Source organism: Acinetobacter sp. YH12137, from assembly GCF_013418535.1.
Classification (GTDB): Bacteria; Pseudomonadota; Gammaproteobacteria; order Pseudomonadales; family Moraxellaceae; genus Acinetobacter.
Window position 1 is genome coordinate 13721 of sequence record NZ_VPBW01000018.1, and the last position, 18268, is coordinate 31988.

At 41.6% G+C, this 18268-nt stretch carries 19 protein-coding genes and 2 tRNA genes; 10 read left to right on the top strand and 11 right to left on the bottom strand.

Annotated elements, in window-relative coordinates; translation table 11 throughout:
- Positions 1-396: 396 nt before the first annotated feature.
- The 3 genes from FTU72_RS10135 to FTU72_RS10145 all read left to right on the top strand — a co-directional run bounded on the left by FTU72_RS10135 (position 397) and on the right by FTU72_RS10145 (position 4493).
- Complete coding sequence (locus tag FTU72_RS10135) at positions 397-2226, top strand: phosphoenolpyruvate carboxykinase (GTP) (RefSeq protein WP_034706283.1); 1830 nt, start codon at positions 397-399, stop codon at positions 2224-2226.
- 355 nt (positions 2227-2581) lie between these two features.
- Positions 2582-3934, top strand: coding sequence for an MFS transporter (locus FTU72_RS10140; RefSeq protein ID WP_218947518.1), 1353 nt, complete (start codon positions 2582-2584; stop codon positions 3932-3934).
- Positions 3935-4070: 136 nt separating this feature from the next.
- Positions 4071-4493, top strand: coding sequence for a hypothetical protein (locus tag FTU72_RS10145; RefSeq protein WP_218947519.1), 423 nt, complete (start codon positions 4071-4073; stop codon positions 4491-4493).
- Positions 4494-4548: 55 nt separating this feature from the next.
- Here the strand turns inward: FTU72_RS10145 and FTU72_RS10150 are convergent, their stop codons facing one another.
- On the bottom strand, positions 4549-5217 hold the full coding sequence (locus tag FTU72_RS10150) for a methyltransferase (protein ID WP_034704932.1): 669 nt from the start codon (positions 5215-5217) through the stop codon (positions 4549-4551).
- A gap of 263 nt (positions 5218-5480) precedes the next feature.
- Positions 5481-6329 (bottom strand): bifunctional methylenetetrahydrofolate dehydrogenase/methenyltetrahydrofolate cyclohydrolase FolD, encoded by an 849-nt coding sequence (gene folD, locus FTU72_RS10155; RefSeq protein ID WP_004782941.1) that lies wholly within the window; start codon positions 6327-6329, stop codon positions 5481-5483.
- A 153-nt stretch (positions 6330-6482) separates the two neighbouring features.
- Here folD and FTU72_RS10160 point away from each other — a divergent pair.
- Both FTU72_RS10160 and FTU72_RS10165 read left to right on the top strand, forming a co-directional pair.
- A tRNA-Cys gene (locus FTU72_RS10160) sits at positions 6483-6556 on the top strand.
- Between the two features lie 11 nt (positions 6557-6567).
- Positions 6568-6653 (top strand) — tRNA-Leu (locus FTU72_RS10165).
- Positions 6654-6784: 131 nt separating this feature from the next.
- Here the strand turns inward: FTU72_RS10165 and FTU72_RS10170 are convergent.
- The 3 genes from FTU72_RS10170 to FTU72_RS10180 form a co-directional block, all read right to left on the bottom strand.
- Positions 6785-7690: a YafY family protein gene (locus FTU72_RS10170; RefSeq protein ID WP_180052781.1), complete on the bottom strand. Its 906-nt coding sequence runs from the start codon at positions 7688-7690 to the stop codon at positions 6785-6787.
- A 139-nt stretch (positions 7691-7829) separates the two neighbouring features.
- The gene (locus FTU72_RS10175) at positions 7830-8030 is read right to left on the bottom strand and encodes a hypothetical protein (protein WP_159123322.1); all 201 of its coding nucleotides are present in this window, start codon (positions 8028-8030) and stop codon (positions 7830-7832) included.
- Between the two features lie 237 nt (positions 8031-8267).
- Positions 8268-9260: an NAD(P)H-quinone oxidoreductase gene (locus tag FTU72_RS10180; RefSeq protein ID WP_180052780.1), complete on the bottom strand. Its 993-nt coding sequence runs from the start codon at positions 9258-9260 to the stop codon at positions 8268-8270.
- 129 nt (positions 9261-9389) lie between these two features.
- Between FTU72_RS10180 and FTU72_RS10185 the strand changes: the two genes are divergently transcribed.
- Both FTU72_RS10185 and FTU72_RS10190 read left to right on the top strand, forming a co-directional pair.
- Positions 9390-9830: an N-acetyltransferase gene (locus FTU72_RS10185; RefSeq protein ID WP_180052779.1), complete on the top strand. Its 441-nt coding sequence runs from the start codon at positions 9390-9392 to the stop codon at positions 9828-9830.
- 24 nt (positions 9831-9854) lie between these two features.
- Positions 9855-10205 (top strand): co-chaperone YbbN, encoded by a 351-nt coding sequence (locus FTU72_RS10190; protein WP_034704950.1) that lies wholly within the window; start codon positions 9855-9857, stop codon positions 10203-10205.
- Between the two features lie 17 nt (positions 10206-10222).
- Here the strand turns inward: FTU72_RS10190 and FTU72_RS10195 are convergent, their stop codons facing one another.
- The 6 genes from FTU72_RS10195 to cysD all read right to left on the bottom strand — a co-directional run bounded on the left by FTU72_RS10195 (position 10223) and on the right by cysD (position 14704).
- Positions 10223-10483: a DUF2798 domain-containing protein gene (locus tag FTU72_RS10195; RefSeq protein WP_179992105.1), complete on the bottom strand. Its 261-nt coding sequence runs from the start codon at positions 10481-10483 to the stop codon at positions 10223-10225.
- 18 nt (positions 10484-10501) lie between these two features.
- The gene (locus FTU72_RS10200) at positions 10502-10813 is read right to left on the bottom strand and encodes a DUF3861 domain-containing protein (protein WP_180052778.1); all 312 of its coding nucleotides are present in this window, start codon (positions 10811-10813) and stop codon (positions 10502-10504) included.
- Between the two features lie 9 nt (positions 10814-10822).
- Entirely contained in the window at positions 10823-11338 is a 516-nt protein-coding gene (locus tag FTU72_RS10205) for a PadR family transcriptional regulator (protein ID WP_180052777.1), read from the bottom strand.
- A gap of 254 nt (positions 11339-11592) precedes the next feature.
- Positions 11593-11859, bottom strand: coding sequence for a hypothetical protein (locus tag FTU72_RS10210; RefSeq protein WP_180016796.1), 267 nt, complete (start codon positions 11857-11859; stop codon positions 11593-11595).
- A gap of 147 nt (positions 11860-12006) precedes the next feature.
- Entirely contained in the window at positions 12007-13620 is a 1614-nt protein-coding gene (cysN, locus tag FTU72_RS10215) for a sulfate adenylyltransferase subunit CysN (protein ID WP_159122809.1), read from the bottom strand.
- A gap of 169 nt (positions 13621-13789) precedes the next feature.
- On the bottom strand, positions 13790-14704 hold the full coding sequence (gene cysD, locus FTU72_RS10220; protein WP_034170514.1) for a sulfate adenylyltransferase subunit CysD: 915 nt from the start codon (positions 14702-14704) through the stop codon (positions 13790-13792).
- A gap of 317 nt (positions 14705-15021) precedes the next feature.
- Here cysD and FTU72_RS10225 point away from each other — a divergent pair, with 317 nt between their 5' ends.
- From FTU72_RS10225 to FTU72_RS10235, 3 genes are all read left to right on the top strand, one after another.
- Positions 15022-15564 carry a hypothetical protein gene (locus FTU72_RS10225; RefSeq protein WP_180052776.1) on the top strand — a complete coding sequence of 181 codons (543 nt, stop codon included), beginning with the start codon at positions 15022-15024 and terminating at the stop codon, positions 15562-15564.
- 269 nt (positions 15565-15833) lie between these two features.
- Positions 15834-16469, top strand: a complete 636-nt coding sequence (locus tag FTU72_RS10230; protein ID WP_004782965.1) for a YqiJ family protein — start codon at positions 15834-15836, stop codon at positions 16467-16469.
- A gap of 51 nt (positions 16470-16520) precedes the next feature.
- On the top strand, positions 16521-18239 hold the full coding sequence (locus tag FTU72_RS10235; protein ID WP_159122812.1) for a flotillin family protein: 1719 nt from the start codon (positions 16521-16523) through the stop codon (positions 18237-18239).
- The last annotated feature ends 29 nt before the right edge of the window (positions 18240-18268 follow it).

The following is an 18268-nucleotide window of genomic DNA, read 5'->3' on the forward strand; positions in this document are numbered from 1 at the left end:
CACACCTATTGGCATTTTGTCCAATTCATAAACAATTAATAGTTGCTTTATGTAAAATTCGAATGGCGACCATTTATTTAATCAATAACAAATATAACTGAACAATTTTAATTAAACATTTGATTTAAATAAAAATAATTAAAATAAATACCACACATAAATTTAATAAATATATATTTAAGATTTTGAATTTATTTATATCTTATTGTTTTATATAAATTTAAACAGAAAATAGCATAATATTCCAAATAAAATCCAGCACTTCTTTAGTCTTATTTTTTTGATGATTTTATGCTTTAATACAGCCACTTTTTTTCATATTTCATCTGGCCAGTATTTTATTGACCAGATTGTACTTTGTACAAAATTTTGTACACATTTGAGATAGGCCTCACCATGACCCAAGTGAACGCACCAGAATTCGTTCGTCACCCTAAGCTTATTGCATGGGTGGAAGAAATTGCTAAATTAACAAAACCAGCAAAAATTGAATGGTGTGACGGTAGCGCAGAAGAATATCAACGTTATATCGACTTGATGATCGCTAACGGCACAATGCAAGCGCTTAACCAAGAGAAACATCCTGGTTCTTATCTTGCAAATTCTGATCCTTCTGACGTTGCTCGTGTTGAAGACCGTACTTTTATCTGTTCTGCAAATAAAGAAGATGCTGGCGCGACCAATAACTGGGAAGATCCAGCAGTTATGCGCGAAAAATTGAATGGTCTGTTTGATGGTTCAATGAAAGGTCGTACCCTGTATGTGGTTCCATTCTCTATGGGTCCATTGGGTTCACACATTGCGCACATCGGTATCGAATTAACTGACTCTCCTTATGTGGCAGTCAGTATGTCTAAAATGGCTCGTATGGGTAAAGCTGTTTATGACGTTCTAGGTACAGATGGCGAATTTGTTCCTTGCGTACACACTGTGGGTGCACCACTTGAAGAAGGTCAAAAAGATGTTGCTTGGCCTTGCAACAAAGAAAAATACATCGTGCACTACCCAGAAACTCGTGAAATCTGGTCATTTGGTTCTGGTTACGGCGGTAACGCATTGTTAGGTAAAAAATGCCTAGCTTTACGTATTGCATCTTATATGGGTCGTCAACAAGGCTGGTTAGCTGAACACATGCTAATCCTTGGCGTGACTAGCCCTAAAGGCGAAAAACACTACATCGCAGCTGCATTCCCATCTGCTTGTGGTAAAACAAACTTCGCAATGCTAATCCCACCAGCAGGTTACGAAGGCTGGAAAATTGAAACTGTAGGTGACGATATTGCCTGGATCAAACCAGGTGAAGATGGCCGCTTATATGCAATTAACCCTGAAGCTGGTTTCTTCGGTGTAGCTCCTGGTACAAATACCAAAACGAATCCGAACTGTATGGCAACGCTTCATAAAGACGTGATCTATACAAACGTTGCTGTAACTGACAACGGTGAAGTTTGGTGGGAAGGTCTGACTAAAGAAGCACCTGCGAATCTGACTAACTGGAAAGGCCAACCACACACTGGCGAAGAAAAAGCGGCTCATCCGAACGCTCGTTTCACAGTTTCTGCTGGTCAATGCCCTTCTATCGATGCGGATTGGGAAAATCCAGCAGGTGTTCCAATTTCTGCGTTCATCTTCGGTGGTCGCCGTGCAGACACAGTGCCTCTGATTTCAGAAGCATTTGACTGGGTTGATGGTGTTTATAAAGCTGCAACCATGGGTTCTGAAACAACTGCTGCTGCTGTTGGTCAACAAGGTATCGTTCGTCGCGACCCATTTGCGATGCTTCCATTTGCTGGCTACAACATGGCTGACTACTTCACTCACTGGTTAGAAATGGGTGAGAAAGTTGGCGAGAAAGCTGCTGCTGCTGGTAACAAGCTTCCTGGTATCTACAACGTGAACTGGTTCCGTCGTGATGCTGAAGGTAACTTCGTATGGCCTGGTTTCGGTCAAAACATGCGTGTTCTTGAGTGGATCATCGATCGTTGTGAAGGTCGTGCTGACGCTGTTGAAACTCCAATCGGCCGTGTACCTACTTACGAACAGCTAAACTGGACTGGTTCTGATTTCACTAAAGAACAATTTGACCTGGTAACTTCTCAAGACAAAGATCAATGGATCAAAGAACTTGAAAGCCACACTGAATTGTTCAACAAATTAGGTGATCGTCTGCCAGAAGCGTTGAAAAAACGCCAAGCTGAACTTCTTGAAGCGGTTAAATCTGCTTAATTGCTGATTTAATTTTAAAAAGGTCGCGTAAGCGGCCTTTTTTATTATCTTAAGATAAGGTTAAAGCCAATTTTTTAATCTATTTTACATCTAAATAAAAACTACCTTTACCATTCATTAATCCCCTTAAAGAACAGCATTTAACCAGTTAATCCAATATAAAAATCAAGCAATTACTCTAAACAAATGGTAAATTTATGTTTTATAAAAATATTTGAAAACTACATTATTTATTAAGACTAAAGTCCTATAAAAAGAGAAAACTTGGAGGCGTATAAGTATATGAAATCTCCTCACTTTCTCTCTCACTAAAACATAACTTTTTAGATTTTATAGCAATGAAAATTTAAAAAAGATGTGTTTTACAGCATTCCTTTGGAGCAATGTTGTGAATCAGCCACTTCCTGAAGCTGCTACACCGCAGCTTGATAGTAAAACACGGGTTAAATCTATTCTCGGTGGTTCTGCAGGTAACCTGGTCGAATGGTACGACTGGTATGTTTATGCAGCCTTTACCTTATATTTCGCTTCACAGTTCTTCCCTGATGGCGACAATACCGTCAAACTTCTTCAGGCTGCTGCTGTATTCGCACTTGGTTTCTTGATGCGTCCGATTGGCGCATGGATTATGGGAATTTACGCTGACCGCAAAGGTCGTAAAGCAGGTTTGACCCTATCCGTTTCTCTAATGTGTGTAGGTTCCTTGATTATTGCCTGTGCACCCACCTATGATTCAGTGGGCATGCTCGCCCCTGCGCTGCTGTTATTTGCTCGTTTATTACAAGGTTTGAGTGTAGGTGGTGAATACGGTTCAAGTGCCACTTACTTGACTGAAATGGCAGGTAAAAATCATCGTGGTTTCTACTCAAGCTTCCAGTATGTGACCCTGATCTCAGGTCAACTATTGGCACTCTGTGTCTTGATCTTCCTACAACGCACTTTGACTGAAGCACAACTCACTGAATGGGGCTGGCGTATTCCCTTCCTGATTGGTGCATTCTTAGCGATTGTGGTGTTCTGGATCCGTCGCGGTCTGGTAGAAACACAATCTTCAAAACAGGCTGTTGAACAGGCGAAAAAAGGTGGCCCTAAATCCGGTGCCTTAGCTTTATTCACTAAATATCCTAAACAGGCATTTACCGTGATCATGCTAACTGCAGGTGGTACTTTAGCTTTCAATACTTTCACTACTTATTTGCAGAAATATCTGGTGAACACCTCAGGATTTGAAAAAACCACAGCGACTGAAATCACGACTCTTGCGATCTTTGTATTCATGCTCTTGCAACCTGTGATTGGTGCACTTTCTGACAAGATCGGCCGTAAGCCAATCATGATTGCTTTTGGTGTGCTTGGTGTACTATTTACCATTCCTATCTTTAATGGCTTAGGCTCAACTACCAACCCAACTACAGCATTCATGCTGTGTATGAGTGGTATGGTGATTGTGACTGGTTACACAGCGATTAATGCCGTAGTGAAAGCTGAGCTATTCCCTGCCCATATCCGTGCCTTAGGCGTAGCTTTGCCTTATGCGATTGCCAATACACTATTTGGGGGTACAGCAGAACTGGTGGCTTTAAGCTTTAAAAATGCCGGCCATGAAAACTACTTCTTCTATTACATTACTTTTATGATTGGCCTGTCGCTGCTCACTTATGTCTTTATGAAAGACACTAAAAAGCACAGCATGATTACTGATGACTAAGTAACTGTATTGCTTTAGGAGCTTTCCGGATGGAAACATTCGGAAAGCTTTTTTATTGGAATTTTATGTTTACTGCCATTCCGCTATTTCGTTGCTATGGCATACTTGTCTGATAAAAATACGGGAAATCATCATGATGAAAAAAACAGTTTTTTTACTCGGCTTAACTATCGGCACTTTAGGCCTGACAGCATGTCAGACGGCACCTCAACAATTTAACGGTCAGACCGGTTATGAAATTCTGGAACGTTCAGAAAATACTGCGACCTTAAGCTATACATTAGCAGGACGACCAAGTCAGGATGAAAACAGGTTACAGGCTGCTTGTAGACAAGTTCTTGGAACCTCTAAAAACTATAATATCCAGATTATCAATAGTCAGGAAATAGTTAACCCAACTCCAGAACAGGTTCAGTATGGCCGTCAACTCGGGGATAGCCGCACCCAGATCAGCCTGAGTAATACACCTGATTTATATAACAGTGAAAATCCGGGTGCCCGAGAGGCATTAGAAGCTCGTCCTACCACTGTACGTGTGATTCGTTATACCTGCTCATAAAAACAGAGCATAAAAAAAGGGCATAATGCCCTTTTTCTTTTTCAATTCTTGGATGTTATTTAGTTCGATAGAAGCTGACATTGCGGAATTCTGGTGATTCATCCAGATCTGGCCAGGTGGTCGCACTGCGTTCATCCAGTTTAAGATATTGTGGATGACTAAAGTTTTTAACCCGGCTGTCTGCAACCCAGACCTCGGGTGCAAATTTCAGGAATTCATCCAGGAAGAAACGGTTACACTGATCATAAAGCACATCTGCCGCTAGCAGTATATCCACCTGTTCTGCTTTATAGAGATCATCCAGATATTCCAGCTCAACATCATTTAACTCAGCATTGGCACGACAGGCATTCAGACTGACCTGATCGATATCACAACAGATCACACGTTTGGCTCCTGCCATTTTCGCTGCAATAGCAACAACACCTGATCCTGCACCAAAATCTAGTACCACTTTGTCTTTGACATGATGCGGTTCAGCCAGCAACCACTGTGCCATGGCCAATCCTGATGCCCAGCAGAAGATCCAGTACGGCGTATCATTCCAGATACGACGAATCACTTCATCATCTAGTTTGTCTGTCGGAAAGACTGGTGGAATCAGCCAGAGTGAAATCGGTGTTTCTGGTAGCTGCTGTGCCATCAGTTCACAATTAGGAATAACTTGGTGTAAGGCTTGAAGTAAATGCTCAGGGGCTTTAGGAAATTGGAAAGTACAGCTCATGAAGAAAGCCTTGATGCGAAAATATCTTTATTGGAATTTATACATTAATCGGATACATGACCACGTCATTCGCAGCTGTTCGAGGCAGACTGAAATCTAATTCGTCCTGTTTTTGCGACACATCAACCACGCAAAAGAAATATGACGAGTTCTGCGAATGACAAATGGTTTTGGTTACTTTTGCCGAAACAAAAGTAACGAATGAGCTTCTTACATCTATAGTCACAACGATACAACTCCGCCGTAACTAATTAAAATTTCAATTAACCCAAAGCCTTCTCAGCAGCTTCTACAGTTTGACGAATCAGCGTAGTGATTGTCATAGGACCTACACCACCCGGAACTGGGGTATAAGCAGAAGCAACTTCTTCAATACCGACTAATTGAATATCACCCACACCACCGCCATCACGTGGGTGGAAACCAGCATCAACAACCACTGCACCTGGTTTAATCCAGTCTTTCTGGATCAGTTCAGCTTTACCCACCGCACCCACAATAATGTCAGCTTGTTTTACAAATTCTGGAAGGTTTTGAGTACGTGAATGGCAAATAGTCACTGTAGCATTCGCTTCAAGCAACATTGCTGCCATTGGTTTACCTAGAATCGCAGAACGACCAACCACTACCGCATGTTTACCTGCGATTTCAATATTGTTTTCTTTCAGGATAGTCATGATACCTGCAGGAGTAGCAGAACCATAAGCTGCTTCACCCATCGCCATACGACCATAGCCCAGACAAGTCACACCATCGACGTCTTTTTCAAGCGAGATAGCATCAAAACAAGCACGTTCATCAATTTGCGCAGGTACTGGGTGTTGTAAAAGAATACCGTGAACATCCGGATTTGCATTCAGTTTTTCAATTTCAGCCAGCAATTCTTCAGTAGTCGTTTCTTTTGGAAGCTCAACTTTTAGTGAATCCATACCAACACGGCGGCAAGCATTGCCTTTCATACGAACATAAGTTGCAGATGCGCCATCGTCACCCACTAAAATAGTCGCAAGAATTGGAGTACGACCTGATTTTGCTTTCAGCGCTTCTACGCGAGTTAACAAGTCAGCTTCAATTTGCTTCGCCAATGCACGACCGTCTAAAACTAATGCCACGGCACTTCTCCCAAGTGTTGATATGAATCAATTTTGCACATTCTACATGATAATTCTGAATATTTTCCGCCATATGCTGTTTTTATGCGCATACAAATGAATATCCTATTGTTTTTTTTTCAGAGCTTGATAATATACGCATCAACAAGACGCGGCGGGGTGGCAGAGTGGTCATGCAGCGGACTGCAACTCCGTGGACGCCGGTTCGATTCCGACCTCCGCCTCCAATCTTGTTAAAGCCCGAGTGGTGAAATCGGTAGACACAGGGGATTTAAAATCCCCCGCCCACAAAGCGTGCCAGTTCGAGTCTGGCCTCGGGCACCATTCTTCTACTACTGAAGATGGTGCAAATAAAGAACCCAGCTAAAGCTGGTTTTTTTATGCCTGTAATTTGCTAAATCTAATTCTCAATAGAATTCTATAAGCATTCGCCAACCTGCTCTGCTTTCAAAATATTATCCAGCAGAGCGTAAATAACCTTCCAGATCCTGTTCCAGTTTTTCCTGAAAATGAATCGGCTCAATGATCTTTACATACGGTAGCCAGTAACGTACCAGTGGCAATAACTGCATTTCATGACGAATCTGACAACTAATTAACAATTCTCCAGACTCTGATTCCTGTTCGATCTGCTGTTCCGGAAATAAACGGCGCTCTTTAAAAAATACCGTGACTTCAGGTTGCACCTTCATCAAAACCTGCTGTTTTTGCTGACCAAACCAGATGCTGTCTTCATCTGCCAGCATTTTCAGAACTTCAGGATCATGCTCAAAGCTTTCATTTTCAAAAACCAGTTTGACTTCCTGCAACTGACTTAAACGATAGGTTTTGAGCTCAGCTTCAGTGACACCGGCCAGATACCAGATGCCATGATGATGAATCAACCGGTATGGCTGGATGATCCGTGTTTGTTCGGAATATTGCAGCTCAATCTGCTGCCGTTTATAGATCGCCCCTGCAAGCAGCTTGAAATGCTCGGCAAACTGTTTGGCATCTTCAAAATAATAACCTTTTGCCGAAAATACCTGATTTGCCCGCTCATCCAGCAATTCACGAATAAAAGACATATCCAGTGCCGGATACAAGTCACTGATTCCAGACAACTGTGCAAAATTCTGGATATCCTGTAACTTGAAACGCCCTAAATATGAAGGCTCAAGATAATAGCGTTTGGTATTTTGATCCTGTATGAGCGGTAAATACGCATTCAGACGAACAAAATCACGCTCAATGGTACGGGTGCTGACCTGAAATTCTCGTGCCAGCTCCTGTACACTTAACTGATGCCCTATATTAAGTTTGGTTAAAATATTTGCCAAACGGTCTGCGAGGCGCTCATGCGTTGACGCATTGCCCTTCATAAATACCCTCTTCGTGCCGCTTGTGCAGCACAATGAATCATTTGCTTAGAATTTTTAAATTATGGGAAAATTATACAGCCAAATAAAAACAAGATTAGAGTTATTCACTTCAACTTAAGGCTAATAGGCAAGATGTTTTTTAAGATTTTTTACGACGTTTGTAGTGAGGTTTTGGTGCTGAGTGGCTCAGCCGTTCCATATAGCGTTCCAGATGCAACATGGCTTGATACAGCTTGTGTAAATCGGAACGAAGTAACTGATTACGGATAATCGCTTTATGCAAACGCTTCAATGCACGAAAGCCATGTTCATGCGTATAAGGGGCCGACACTATCTTCATAATATACTTCCTTTTAATACGTGACATTTCATCAAATACCAAACAATTTAGTCAGATTATATTTAAGCGCTAATTTACTCCTCAGTTTTGACAGGTTGTGTCGAATAATCGACACTTTTTACCGTTTTTTAAAATTTATACTCCTATTTCAAGCAATTAATTTAAATTATTTATCGTTTTTTATGCAAAATAAAAGCCAACAAAAGTTGGCTTTTAGTATTTCTATCACAAGAATAATTAGATGATTTCCACCACAATCTTACCGATATGTTCACCTGTATCCATCGCTGCATGCGCATCCTGAATCTGGTCAAACTTGAAGGTTTTATAGATCATCGGTAAACATTCACCTGTTGCCCAGAGTGGTGCCACATGCTCTTTCAGGCCCTGGGCAATTCCAGCTTTCTCAGCCGTATTGCGTGCCCGCATGGTGGAACCGGTAATGGTCAAACGTTTCATCATAATTTGACCCAATTTTACCTCCTTAGCCTTAGCACCGCCCAAGAATGCGATATACACCAGACGACCATCACGACGCAGCAGATTCAGGTTTTTCTCCAGGTACGGTGCACCTACCATATCCAAGATCACATCTACACCAGCATTATCCGTGGCTTCATTGATAACCTGCTCAAAGTTTTGGGTCTTGTAATTGATTCCTGTGGTCAGATGTGAAATCGCTTGGATTTTTTCATCACTACCTGCTGTCGCAAAGGTTTTGATGCCTAGAGATTTACATAGCATTAAGGCCGTGGTCCCAATCCCGCTGGTACCGCCATGAATCAGTACAGTCTCTCCTGCCTTAGCCTTACCCATCTGGAACACATTTGCCCATACAGTAAAGAAGGTTTCTGGAATCGCCGCAGCCTGTACAAAGCTCACGCCTTCAGGAATGTTTAAAGTCTGGCTCTCTGGCACAACGCAATATTCTGCATAACCACCACCATTGGTCAGGCCACAGACTTTGTCACCTACTTTAAACTGACTTACTTCACTTCCGACTGCAACCACTTCACCGGCAACTTCCAGACCTGGTACAGGTGTTACCCCTTTCGGAATTGGATACAAACCCTGACGCTGCAAGATATCCGGACGGTTAATCCCGAAAGCATGTACCTTAACCAGCACTTCGTCTGCTTTAGGTTCAGGGATGGCAACCGTTTCATAAGCGAGTTTCTCTACACCACCCGGTTCTGTAATGATGACTTGTTGCATGCTTTGTTGCGTCATGGATTCTTTCCCTAATATTCACGTTTCATATTTTTCGAACTTATTTGAACATAGAAATGCTATGGATTGAAGCAGCATGGACTTATGTATAATCAGCTGCCTATTTAGTAAATTGATATAAGACCACTGATGACAATAATTACAAAAGCGAAAACCGAGGATATCGACGCTATTCTTGAAATCTGGTTCCAGGCTTCTTTAAAGGCGCATGATTTTATTCCTGCTAGTTATTGGGAAAATCAGCTACTTCCAATGCGAGATGTATATTTACCCTTAGCAGAAAACTATGTCCTTAAAGAAAATCATACGGTACTTGGCTTTGTTTCGTTATTAAAATCGGAAAATATATTAGCTGCACTTTTCATTGATCCTGAGCAGCAAGGTGCTGGCTATGGTCGCCGTTTAGTTGACTTCTTAAAACAGCAATGTAATCAGCTGCATTTAAATGTCTATGCTGCAAATACATCAGCAGTTCATTTTTACCAAAAGCAGGGTTTTAAGGTGATCAATCAAGGAATCGATGAGAATACCGGTCAGGCTGAACTCACTATGAGCTGGTTTAAATCTTAATTTTGAAATGATGAGAGCAAATTCATGTCAGCAGTCATCCCCTACAATGAAGATAATTACAGTGACTTCGAATGGTTTGAAGGCTTTGCTGTGATCCGTTTCTATGCTGACTGGTGCAAGCCTTGTGTACAGAATTTTCCGGTTTTTGAGGAACTGGCAGCACAATATGCTGGGCATAACCCAGAAATTAAGTTCGGTAAAATCAATGTCGATCAATCACCAATTCTGACCTTACGCTATAATGTCTATGGCTTGCCTTCCACTCTAATCTTTAAAAATAGCCAGATTATTCATCGTATTGCGGGTGTGAAAAGCTTGTCTGAAATGAAATCTATTTTGTCTCAAGTTCTGAATAAGTCATCCGATTCCGACTGATTCGAATAAGCAATTTCTTATTTAGCAGATTGATCTGACATCTGCACAAACTGCATCAGAAATTTGCGTACCAGCGGCAATACAAGCAGAATCAGTGGAAATGCCACCAGCCATGACAGCCCCCAAGCATGTAACCATAGCGAGATAAACGCATCGCTCCAACCTTTATTCAGCAGCATATTAAAGCAGGAAATCGCACCGCTCATAATGCCGGAAAGGATTAAGGGCATTAACCAGTTCAGATGTTTTGAGTGAAATTTTGGGAGATTCTTTTTCATAAATGACCTTTAGAATACTTACTGTTCTTCACTTTGGGCTTTCACTGTCTGTTTTAAGGATTTCATAAACTGGGCAAATTGCGGCAGGAATTCCTTGAAGAGTGGCAACTCTTTATTTTCCAGCATGACTTCACTAAACAGTTTTAAGCCGATAACAAATGCTTTGGTACTTTCCTCATCTAGCAACTGACTGGCTTGAAGTTTTTCCAGTATTTTAAAGATGTCATCGTGATTACCCACCTGAAACTGTAGCGCTTCACTATAGGTTGATGGATTATCTTGAGCATCAGCCAGATGTTGAACAGTCACTTCATAGAGATGTTGTTTCATACCCTGCTCCTACAGTTGACGGATATTAATTGCAGCCTGTTCAATCTGGGCAGCAATATCACTGATCTGCTCTGGACGAAGTTCATTTTGCAGTTTGAATCGTAGTGAAGCTTTCAGGCTTTCCATTGAATTATGGATATCGATATAGCGCTCATCTTCTTGAATGCGGCGACGGGTTTCAAAACGGCTAAGAACTCTTTGTAGAGTTTCCTGATTATCTTTCAGATGCTCACGACCTTTGTCTGTAATGTGGTATTGCTTACGCTCATCAGCACTCATGATCACTTGGCTATATTGCTGTTCTTCAAGATAGCTAATTGTTGGGCAGATCGTACCTGTACTCGGTTTATAGTTCCCCCCGACCAAAGCAGCAACATCTTTGATAATGTCATAGCTGTACTTGGGTGCTTGGGCAATAAAATGCAGCACCAGTAGTTTCATTTCACCTGCTTCAAAGAGGCGTTTACGAGGTTTTGGAGAGTTTTTTCGCTCTTCTTTTAATGCAGAATCAGAAGTTCTAGACATACAAAAGATATATCTTAAATTTAATTAAGATATATCTTATCATAGATAATATTGAATTTATTTCAAGTGAAGCAATAAAAGTTAAATTTAAGAAGAAAAAATAGGCACGAAATACTTGTGAAAAAATCCTTCCTTATAAAGCCATTTTCTCAGTGGAGATTACAACAATTAACTAGGAACTTTTTTTATAGTTACTGTCTTATCTAAATGTATAAAAATAGATGATTTATAATCTTAGTCCCTCAACTTAAATTTTAACTTTTATATTCTCGCACCATCCGATCACTGACATCTTCCGGATAGCAAAACGGTGCATAACCACCAGCACGGTTATAAGCACTACGCTTGCCGCAACGACTACCATTACGCGCTGTATTGTATGGACAAGGACAATTTCCCGGATAGCTTTCAATCGACTGTTGAATAATCTTCTGTTTAATTGCTTCCGTACTTTGGCTGCTCTGCTTGGCTTCTGCTCCAAAAGCTACACATAGTCCAACTAGTAATAATAATTTTTTCATACATTCCCCCCATCTACGGAGCATTGTATAAAGCTACATATAAATTGAAAGATCACATTTTGAATAACCGAATGATTTTCAAACATTCAAAATTCAGGCAATAAAAAACCCGCCTTACAGCGGGTTTTTCTTAAAATCAGTCCAGTCTTATAGACGAACCAATTCCACAATTTTCTCAGCCAGTTCTTCAACTGCATCGGCTGTGTAAGTCACATCTGTACCTTCTGCAAGGTCAGTAATCACCACCACACCTGTTTCACGTACAAGTGCAACCTGTACATCAGTCAGACCCGCTTTAGCAATTGCAACTACACCTTGCTGAATCAACAGGCTTTCAAGTGCTTGAGCATTTTCCAGTGCTTTCGCAGTTACAGTGACCGCAGCAGGTTTTTGACCTAAACGTGCAGCACGTGCTTCGGCAGTCACAGGCTCGTTGTGTGCAGTCCATTCCACTGCAGCTTCAACCATACCCGCACCAACAGTCACGTTGCTTAGACGGTCGATGAAGATGAATGAACCTGTGTAACGGCTATCTTGATAACGGTCAAATACCACTGGCGCATCAAATTCGATAGTGACATCAGCAATTGCATTCAGATCCAGCTGCTCTACTTGTAGTTTTTCCAATGTATTGACATTGGTACGGTAGTTAATTTTCGCAACTTTCGCTGGAATAGTTTGAGTACCAAACTTCACATTATAAAGTTTGCCAACCACGAGCGGTTGATCGTTCATCCACACTACAGACGCACGTGCAGAACGTGAAATCAGTGGTTGTTCGCCAGCTTTTACCAACACGTTACCACGTGAAATATCGATCTCATCGTTCAGTGTTAACGTAACAGCTTGACCAGCTACAGCATGATCCAGATTGCCATCAAAAGTGACAATTTCTTTTACTGTTGATTTCTTGCCAGATGGCAGCGCAACAATTTCATCACCAACTTTCACTTCACCCAGTGCTATGGTACCGCAGAAACCACGGAAGTCGAGGTTAGGACGGTTGACATACTGAACTGGGAAACGGAATTCATCTTTGCTGGTATTACGTGTAATTTCAACGGTTTCCAAAGTTTCCATTAAGGTCTGACCTTGGTACCACGGCGTATTTGGTGATTTGTTTACAACGTTATCACCGTTCAACGCAGAAATTGGCGTGAACACAATATTTTCAGGTTTACGATCGCCCAACTGGTTCACGAACTCGTTGTATTCAGCCTGAATTTCATTGAAGCGTGCTTCAGAGAATTCAACCAGGTCCATTTTGTTCACTGCAACCACGATATTACGAATACCTAATAGGCTCGCAATAAATGAGTGACGACGTGTTTGAGTCTGAACACCGTAACGCGCATCGATCAGGATAATTGCAAGATCCGCAGTAGACGCACCAGTTGCCATGTTACGAGTGTACTGTTCGTGCCCTGGGGTGTCAGCAATGATGAACTTACGTTTTTCAGTAGAGAAATAACGGTAAGCTACGTCAATGGTAATACCTTGCTCACGTTCAGCTTGCAGACCATCGACAAGCAGTGCCAAGTCAGGAGCATCACCAGTAGTACCGACTTTTTTAGAGTCACGGGTAACCGCTTGCAGCTGATCTTCATAAATCAGTTTTGAATCATAAAGCAGACGGCCGATCAGGGTTGATTTACCATCATCCACGTTACCGCAAGTCAGGAAACGCAATAAGTCTTTATTTTCGTGCTGTTTCAAATAAGCCAAAATGTCTTGGCTAATAAGTTCTGATTGGTGAGACATCGCTCATAGCTCCACAAATACGTTGAAATCGTTTCTAATCTTCAAATCCACCTAAATCCTCCTTTACTAAAGGAGGACTTTCCTCCGCTTTTTTAAGCCCCTCTTTGGTAAAGAGGGTGAGCAGCACTGCTGCGCAAGGAGATTCTTAGGAGGAGATTTCTTAAGATTCTTAGAAGTAACCTTCCTGCTTTTTCTTTTCCATCGAACCTGCTTCGTCATGATCGATCATACGGCCTTGACGTTCAGATGTGGTCGCTAAAAGCATTTCCTGGATAATTTCCGGTAAAGTTGTTGCAGTTGATTCAACCGCACCCGTTAATGGGTAACAACCTAAAGTACGGAAACGAACCGATTTCATTTGTGGCACTTCGCCTGGATTCAGGCGCATACGCTCATCATCAACCATGATCAGTGTACCATTACGCTCAACGACTGGACGTTCAGCAGCTAAGTACAATGGAACAAGTTTGATATTTTCAAGGTAGATATATTGCCAGATGTCTAGCTCAGTCCAGTTAGACAATGGAAATACACGAATACTTTCGCCTTTGTTCACTTTACCGTTATAAAGATTCCAAAGTTCTGGACGCTGGTTTTTCGGATCCCAACGGTGTTTAGAGTCACGGAATGAATAAACACGTTCTTTGGCACGTGATTTTTCTTCGTCACGACGTGCACCACCGAAAGCAGCATCAAACTGATATTTATCCAGTGCCTGTTTCAGACCTTGGGTTTTCATAATGTCAGTATATTTAGAGCTACCATAGTCGAATGGGTTTACGCCCGCATCACGACCTTCTTTGTTCTGATGCACGATCAGATCAAAGCCATGTTCTTTGGCCATGTTATCACGGAACTTGATCATGTCTTTGAATTTCCAGCCGGTATCTACATGAAGTAGCGGGAATGGAAGTTTTGCAGGATAAAACGCTTTCAGTGCTAAATGCAGCATAACTGCTGAATCTTTACCGATTGAATAAAGCATAACCGGATTTTCAAACTCGGCAGCAACTTCGCGAATGATGTGAATACTCTCAGCTTCAAGCTGTTTAAGATGAGTAAGTCTTTCCTCATTTAATGACATGGACAACCTGCGTATTACACGTGTACTTATTACACTTTATAAAATTTATATTCATTATAGTGATTAACTTTTCATAACGATTGCTTGTTTTGTGATATTCATATATTAAAACGTCATATAAAAATTCACTAATATCAACTATCAGTTTTTATGAATCTGATAGCTTAGCTAAATAAAGACAATTGATTGTTTAGTCAAAGCACTCTGGAAGATTACTTTTAGCAATGAAATGATATATTAATCATCTAAACGGACAGTTCACATCGTGGTGAAAAAAAATTAGAGTAGGATTAGTTCTTCCAATTTATAAACTATGTATGCCTTATAACGAATTTGATTTAGATACTTTAAAATCCCGTCTGGAACAGGCAAAACTTGCCGGTTTTATTTACCAGCACCAGCAACATATTTTGGTTCTTCAGGAACCCTATACTGAAGATGGCAGTCCTTTAAACATTTATATCCAGCATGAATTGACCGCGGATCAGATTGGCATGCAGTTTGGCCTGCGTAAGCTGAACGGTCAATGGGAATACCTGCTCGGTATGACTTATAGCAACCAGCAGGCAGGTTACGAAATAGGTGCCGGCAATCTGAGAAGTGATCAAAAAGCTTTCAATCTGCTTTATGCTTTCTATAACTATCCTAAAGCCTTTTTCTTGGTGGCCCTTCCTTTGTCTGCAAATACTCAGGCATTGGAACAGGCTCTCGACGAACAACTATTTAATCAGCCTGAACTTAAATTTCTGGAGACTGCAGTAAAAACCAATCCAATGGGCGAACAGGTGCAATGGATCAAGAACTATATCCTGCAACAAGCCCTAGAAATGAAAGTCCGTATCCAGACCGCCATCCTTTAATTCTTTTATACATCTACCTAGGGACAGAAAAGCAAATGTACACAATTGCTTTTCTATTCTTGAGATAAAACCTCAGATTCGCCCACCTATAAAATAGTCGACATTTATTTGCAGCTAAGAAAAGCTCAACACATATTGTTAAATTTTGGATTTTATCAAGCTATCCCGATTGGGATTTTTGTTGTTTTTTGCTTACAATTTTATTAATAACTGTTATCTTTAACAGGGTCATAAAATTTCTATAAAACCATAATTAGAGACAGAAACTCATGTGGGAACTGTTCATTCATCCTTCCAACATTGTATTTAGTATCAGTTTAAGCCTGATGCTGATGTTTGCTGCCTTGGAATGTGTCTTGCTGATGCTGGGAGGTGGTTCCCAGAATATGTTCGAACAATTTCTGCCTGAAGAACCGCTTCATCCGGAAGTAGGTATTGATCAGCAGACCGGCCTGTTCAATAAAGTATTCGACTGGCTTTATCTGGGTCGCCTGCCTCTCTTTATCTGGCTCATTATTTTCCTGACCAGTTATGGTCTGAGCGGTTTATTGATCCAAGGCCTGTTCGAACGATTTACCAGTCAGCTTTTAAATGCATGGATTATTTCCCCTGCCTGTTTATTTTTATGCATGCCGATTGTACGTGGGCTGTCCGTGCTTGCTGCCAAAATTCTGCCTCAGGATGAAACCATCGCGATCTATAGCGATGAACTGATCGGACGAACCGCCACGATTATTCTGGGAGATGCCAAAGCTAACTCCCCTGCTCAGGCCAAAGTTCAGGATCAGCATGGTAAGACCCATTATGTGCTGGTCGAACCTGAACGCAATGAAATATTTAATCAAGGTCAGACAGTGGTTTTGACTCAAAAAACTAAAAATGGCTTTCAGGCTATTGAACTTTAATTAAACCAATTTCCTATAAAAATCAAGCTTGCCCAAAGAGACTTTATAACAATGCTAAATTTTGATTTATATAATGTTTTGATTATTGCGGGGATTATATTCGTTGGCCTAGTCACCTTCGGATTAATCATTGCGCGTTTATACCGTCGTTCCAGTAAAGAGATTTCCTTTGTACGTACCGGTTGGGGTGGTGAAAAAGTGATTCTAGGTGGTGGGGCTTTGGTGCTACCGGTGCTACATGAAATCATTCCCGTCAATATGAATACCCTACGGCTGGAAGTCCGTCGTGCCGATGATCAGGCGCTGATTACCCGTGATCGCATGCGTGTCGATGTAATGGCTGAATTCTATGTGCGCGTTAAGCCTACCGCCGATTCGATTGCAACCGCAGCACAAACTCTTGGTCAAAAGACCATGTCGCCAAACGAATTAAAGAATCTGGTAGAAGGAAAATTTGTCGATTCACTCCGTGCGGTGGCTGCTGAAATGGCCATGGAAGAATTACACGAAAAACGGGTCGACTTCGTACAAAAAGTACAGCAAGTGGTGTCTGAAGATCTGCACAAAAATGGTCTGGAACTGGAAACTGTTTCTTTAACTGGCTTAGATCAAACTGGCTTTAAATATTTCAATCCACAAAATGCTTTCGATGCTGAAGGTTTGACCAAACTCACTGAAACGATTGAAGATCGTCGCCGTAAGCGTAATCATATTGAACAGGATACAGATCTGGCCATTAAAGCCAAAAATCTGGAAGCTGAGCAAGCACGTCTACAAATTATCCGTGAAGAAGAATATGCCAAACTGCAACAGGAACGTGAAATTTCGATTCGCCGCGCTGAACAGTTAGCTGAAATTGCAGCTCAGGAAGCTGCAAAAAAACGTGAAGCGGAAGAAGCTCGCATTGCTGCTGAACGTGAAGTAGAACTGAAACGTATTCTGGCAGCTCGTGATGTTGAAAATGAAAACATTCAGAAAGCCCAGCTCATTCAAAAAGCTCAAGTTGAACAGAAGAAAACCATTGAGCTGGCTGAACAGGATCGTGCGATTGCGATTGCAGAAAAATCTCGTGCTGAATCTGAAGCCAAAGCTTTAGCTGATCAGGCACGTGCTCAAGCGGTTAAAGCGGAAGAAGAAGTCGTCACTGTCCGCCAGATCCAGCAAGCAGAACGTCAAAAAGCGGTTGAACTGGTTGCAGCGAAAGAACAAGCTGAGAAAGATGCAATTGCCATTACCGTTGCAGCAGAAGCTGGCAAACAGGCAGCAGCTGATGATGCAGAAGCGGTTCGTATTGCCGCTGAAGCTGAAGCTGAAAAAGTTCGCCTGAAAGCCAAAGGTGAAGCGGATGCCAAAGTCTTACTTGCTCAAGCGATGGAGAAACAGTATCAGGTCGATGCTGAAGGTACCCGCGCAGTGAATGAAGCAAATAATGTACTGTCATCTGAACAGGTGGAAATGCAAATCCGCCTAGCCATGCTGAAATACTTACCTGAAATCATTCGTGAAAGTGTTAAGCCGATGGAAAACATTGATGACATCAAGATTCTGCAAGTCAATGGCCTACATGGCACATATGCGGGTTCTTGCCAAGCAGATGCCCATCATGAAGGCGGCAATGTTGCCCTCTCCGATCAGGTGGTGAATAGTGCTTTGCGTTATCGTAGCCAAGCACCTTTGATTGATAGCCTGATGAATGAATTAGGCATTCAGGGTGGTGACATCAATGGGATGACTCAAAGCCTGAAAGCTAAAGCTGGTATAGATAACTAAATACTCAATTTTCGAATTATCATTTAGTT

Excerpts from the sequence above, each read along its gene's own strand:
- FTU72_RS10135 (WP_034706283.1), top strand. The coding sequence starts at position 397 with ATGACCCAAGTGAACGCACCAGAATTCGTTCGTCACCCTAAGCTTATT.
- FTU72_RS10140 (WP_218947518.1), top strand. The coding sequence starts at position 2,582 with ATGTGTTTTACAGCATTCCTTTGGAGCAATGTTGTGAATCAGCCACTT.
- FTU72_RS10145 (WP_218947519.1), top strand. The coding sequence starts at position 4,071 with ATGAAAAAAACAGTTTTTTTACTCGGCTTAACTATCGGCACTTTAGGC.
- FTU72_RS10150 (WP_034704932.1), bottom strand. The coding sequence starts at position 5,217 with ATGAGCTGTACTTTCCAATTTCCTAAAGCCCCTGAGCATTTACTTCAA.
- FTU72_RS10170 (WP_180052781.1), bottom strand. The coding sequence starts at position 7,690 with ATGAAGGGCAATGCGTCAACGCATGAGCGCCTCGCAGACCGTTTGGCA.
- FTU72_RS10175 (WP_159123322.1), bottom strand. The coding sequence starts at position 8,030 with ATGAAGATAGTGTCGGCCCCTTATACGCATGAACATGGCTTTCGTGCA.
- FTU72_RS10180 (WP_180052780.1), bottom strand. The coding sequence starts at position 9,260 with ATGACGCAACAAAGCATGCAACAAGTCATCATTACAGAACCGGGTGGT.
- FTU72_RS10185 (WP_180052779.1), top strand. The coding sequence starts at position 9,390 with ATGACAATAATTACAAAAGCGAAAACCGAGGATATCGACGCTATTCTT.
- FTU72_RS10190 (WP_034704950.1), top strand. The coding sequence starts at position 9,855 with ATGTCAGCAGTCATCCCCTACAATGAAGATAATTACAGTGACTTCGAA.
- FTU72_RS10195 (WP_179992105.1), bottom strand. The coding sequence starts at position 10,483 with ATGAAAAAGAATCTCCCAAAATTTCACTCAAAACATCTGAACTGGTTA.
- FTU72_RS10200 (WP_180052778.1), bottom strand. The coding sequence starts at position 10,813 with ATGAAACAACATCTCTATGAAGTGACTGTTCAACATCTGGCTGATGCT.
- FTU72_RS10205 (WP_180052777.1), bottom strand. The coding sequence starts at position 11,338 with ATGTCTAGAACTTCTGATTCTGCATTAAAAGAAGAGCGAAAAAACTCT.
- FTU72_RS10210 (WP_180016796.1), bottom strand. The coding sequence starts at position 11,859 with ATGAAAAAATTATTATTACTAGTTGGACTATGTGTAGCTTTTGGAGCA.
- cysN (WP_159122809.1), bottom strand. The coding sequence starts at position 13,620 with ATGTCTCACCAATCAGAACTTATTAGCCAAGACATTTTGGCTTATTTG.
- cysD (WP_034170514.1), bottom strand. The coding sequence starts at position 14,704 with ATGTCATTAAATGAGGAAAGACTTACTCATCTTAAACAGCTTGAAGCT.
- FTU72_RS10225 (WP_180052776.1), top strand. The coding sequence starts at position 15,022 with ATGCCTTATAACGAATTTGATTTAGATACTTTAAAATCCCGTCTGGAA.
- FTU72_RS10230 (WP_004782965.1), top strand. The coding sequence starts at position 15,834 with ATGTGGGAACTGTTCATTCATCCTTCCAACATTGTATTTAGTATCAGT.
- FTU72_RS10235 (WP_159122812.1), top strand. The coding sequence starts at position 16,521 with ATGCTAAATTTTGATTTATATAATGTTTTGATTATTGCGGGGATTATA.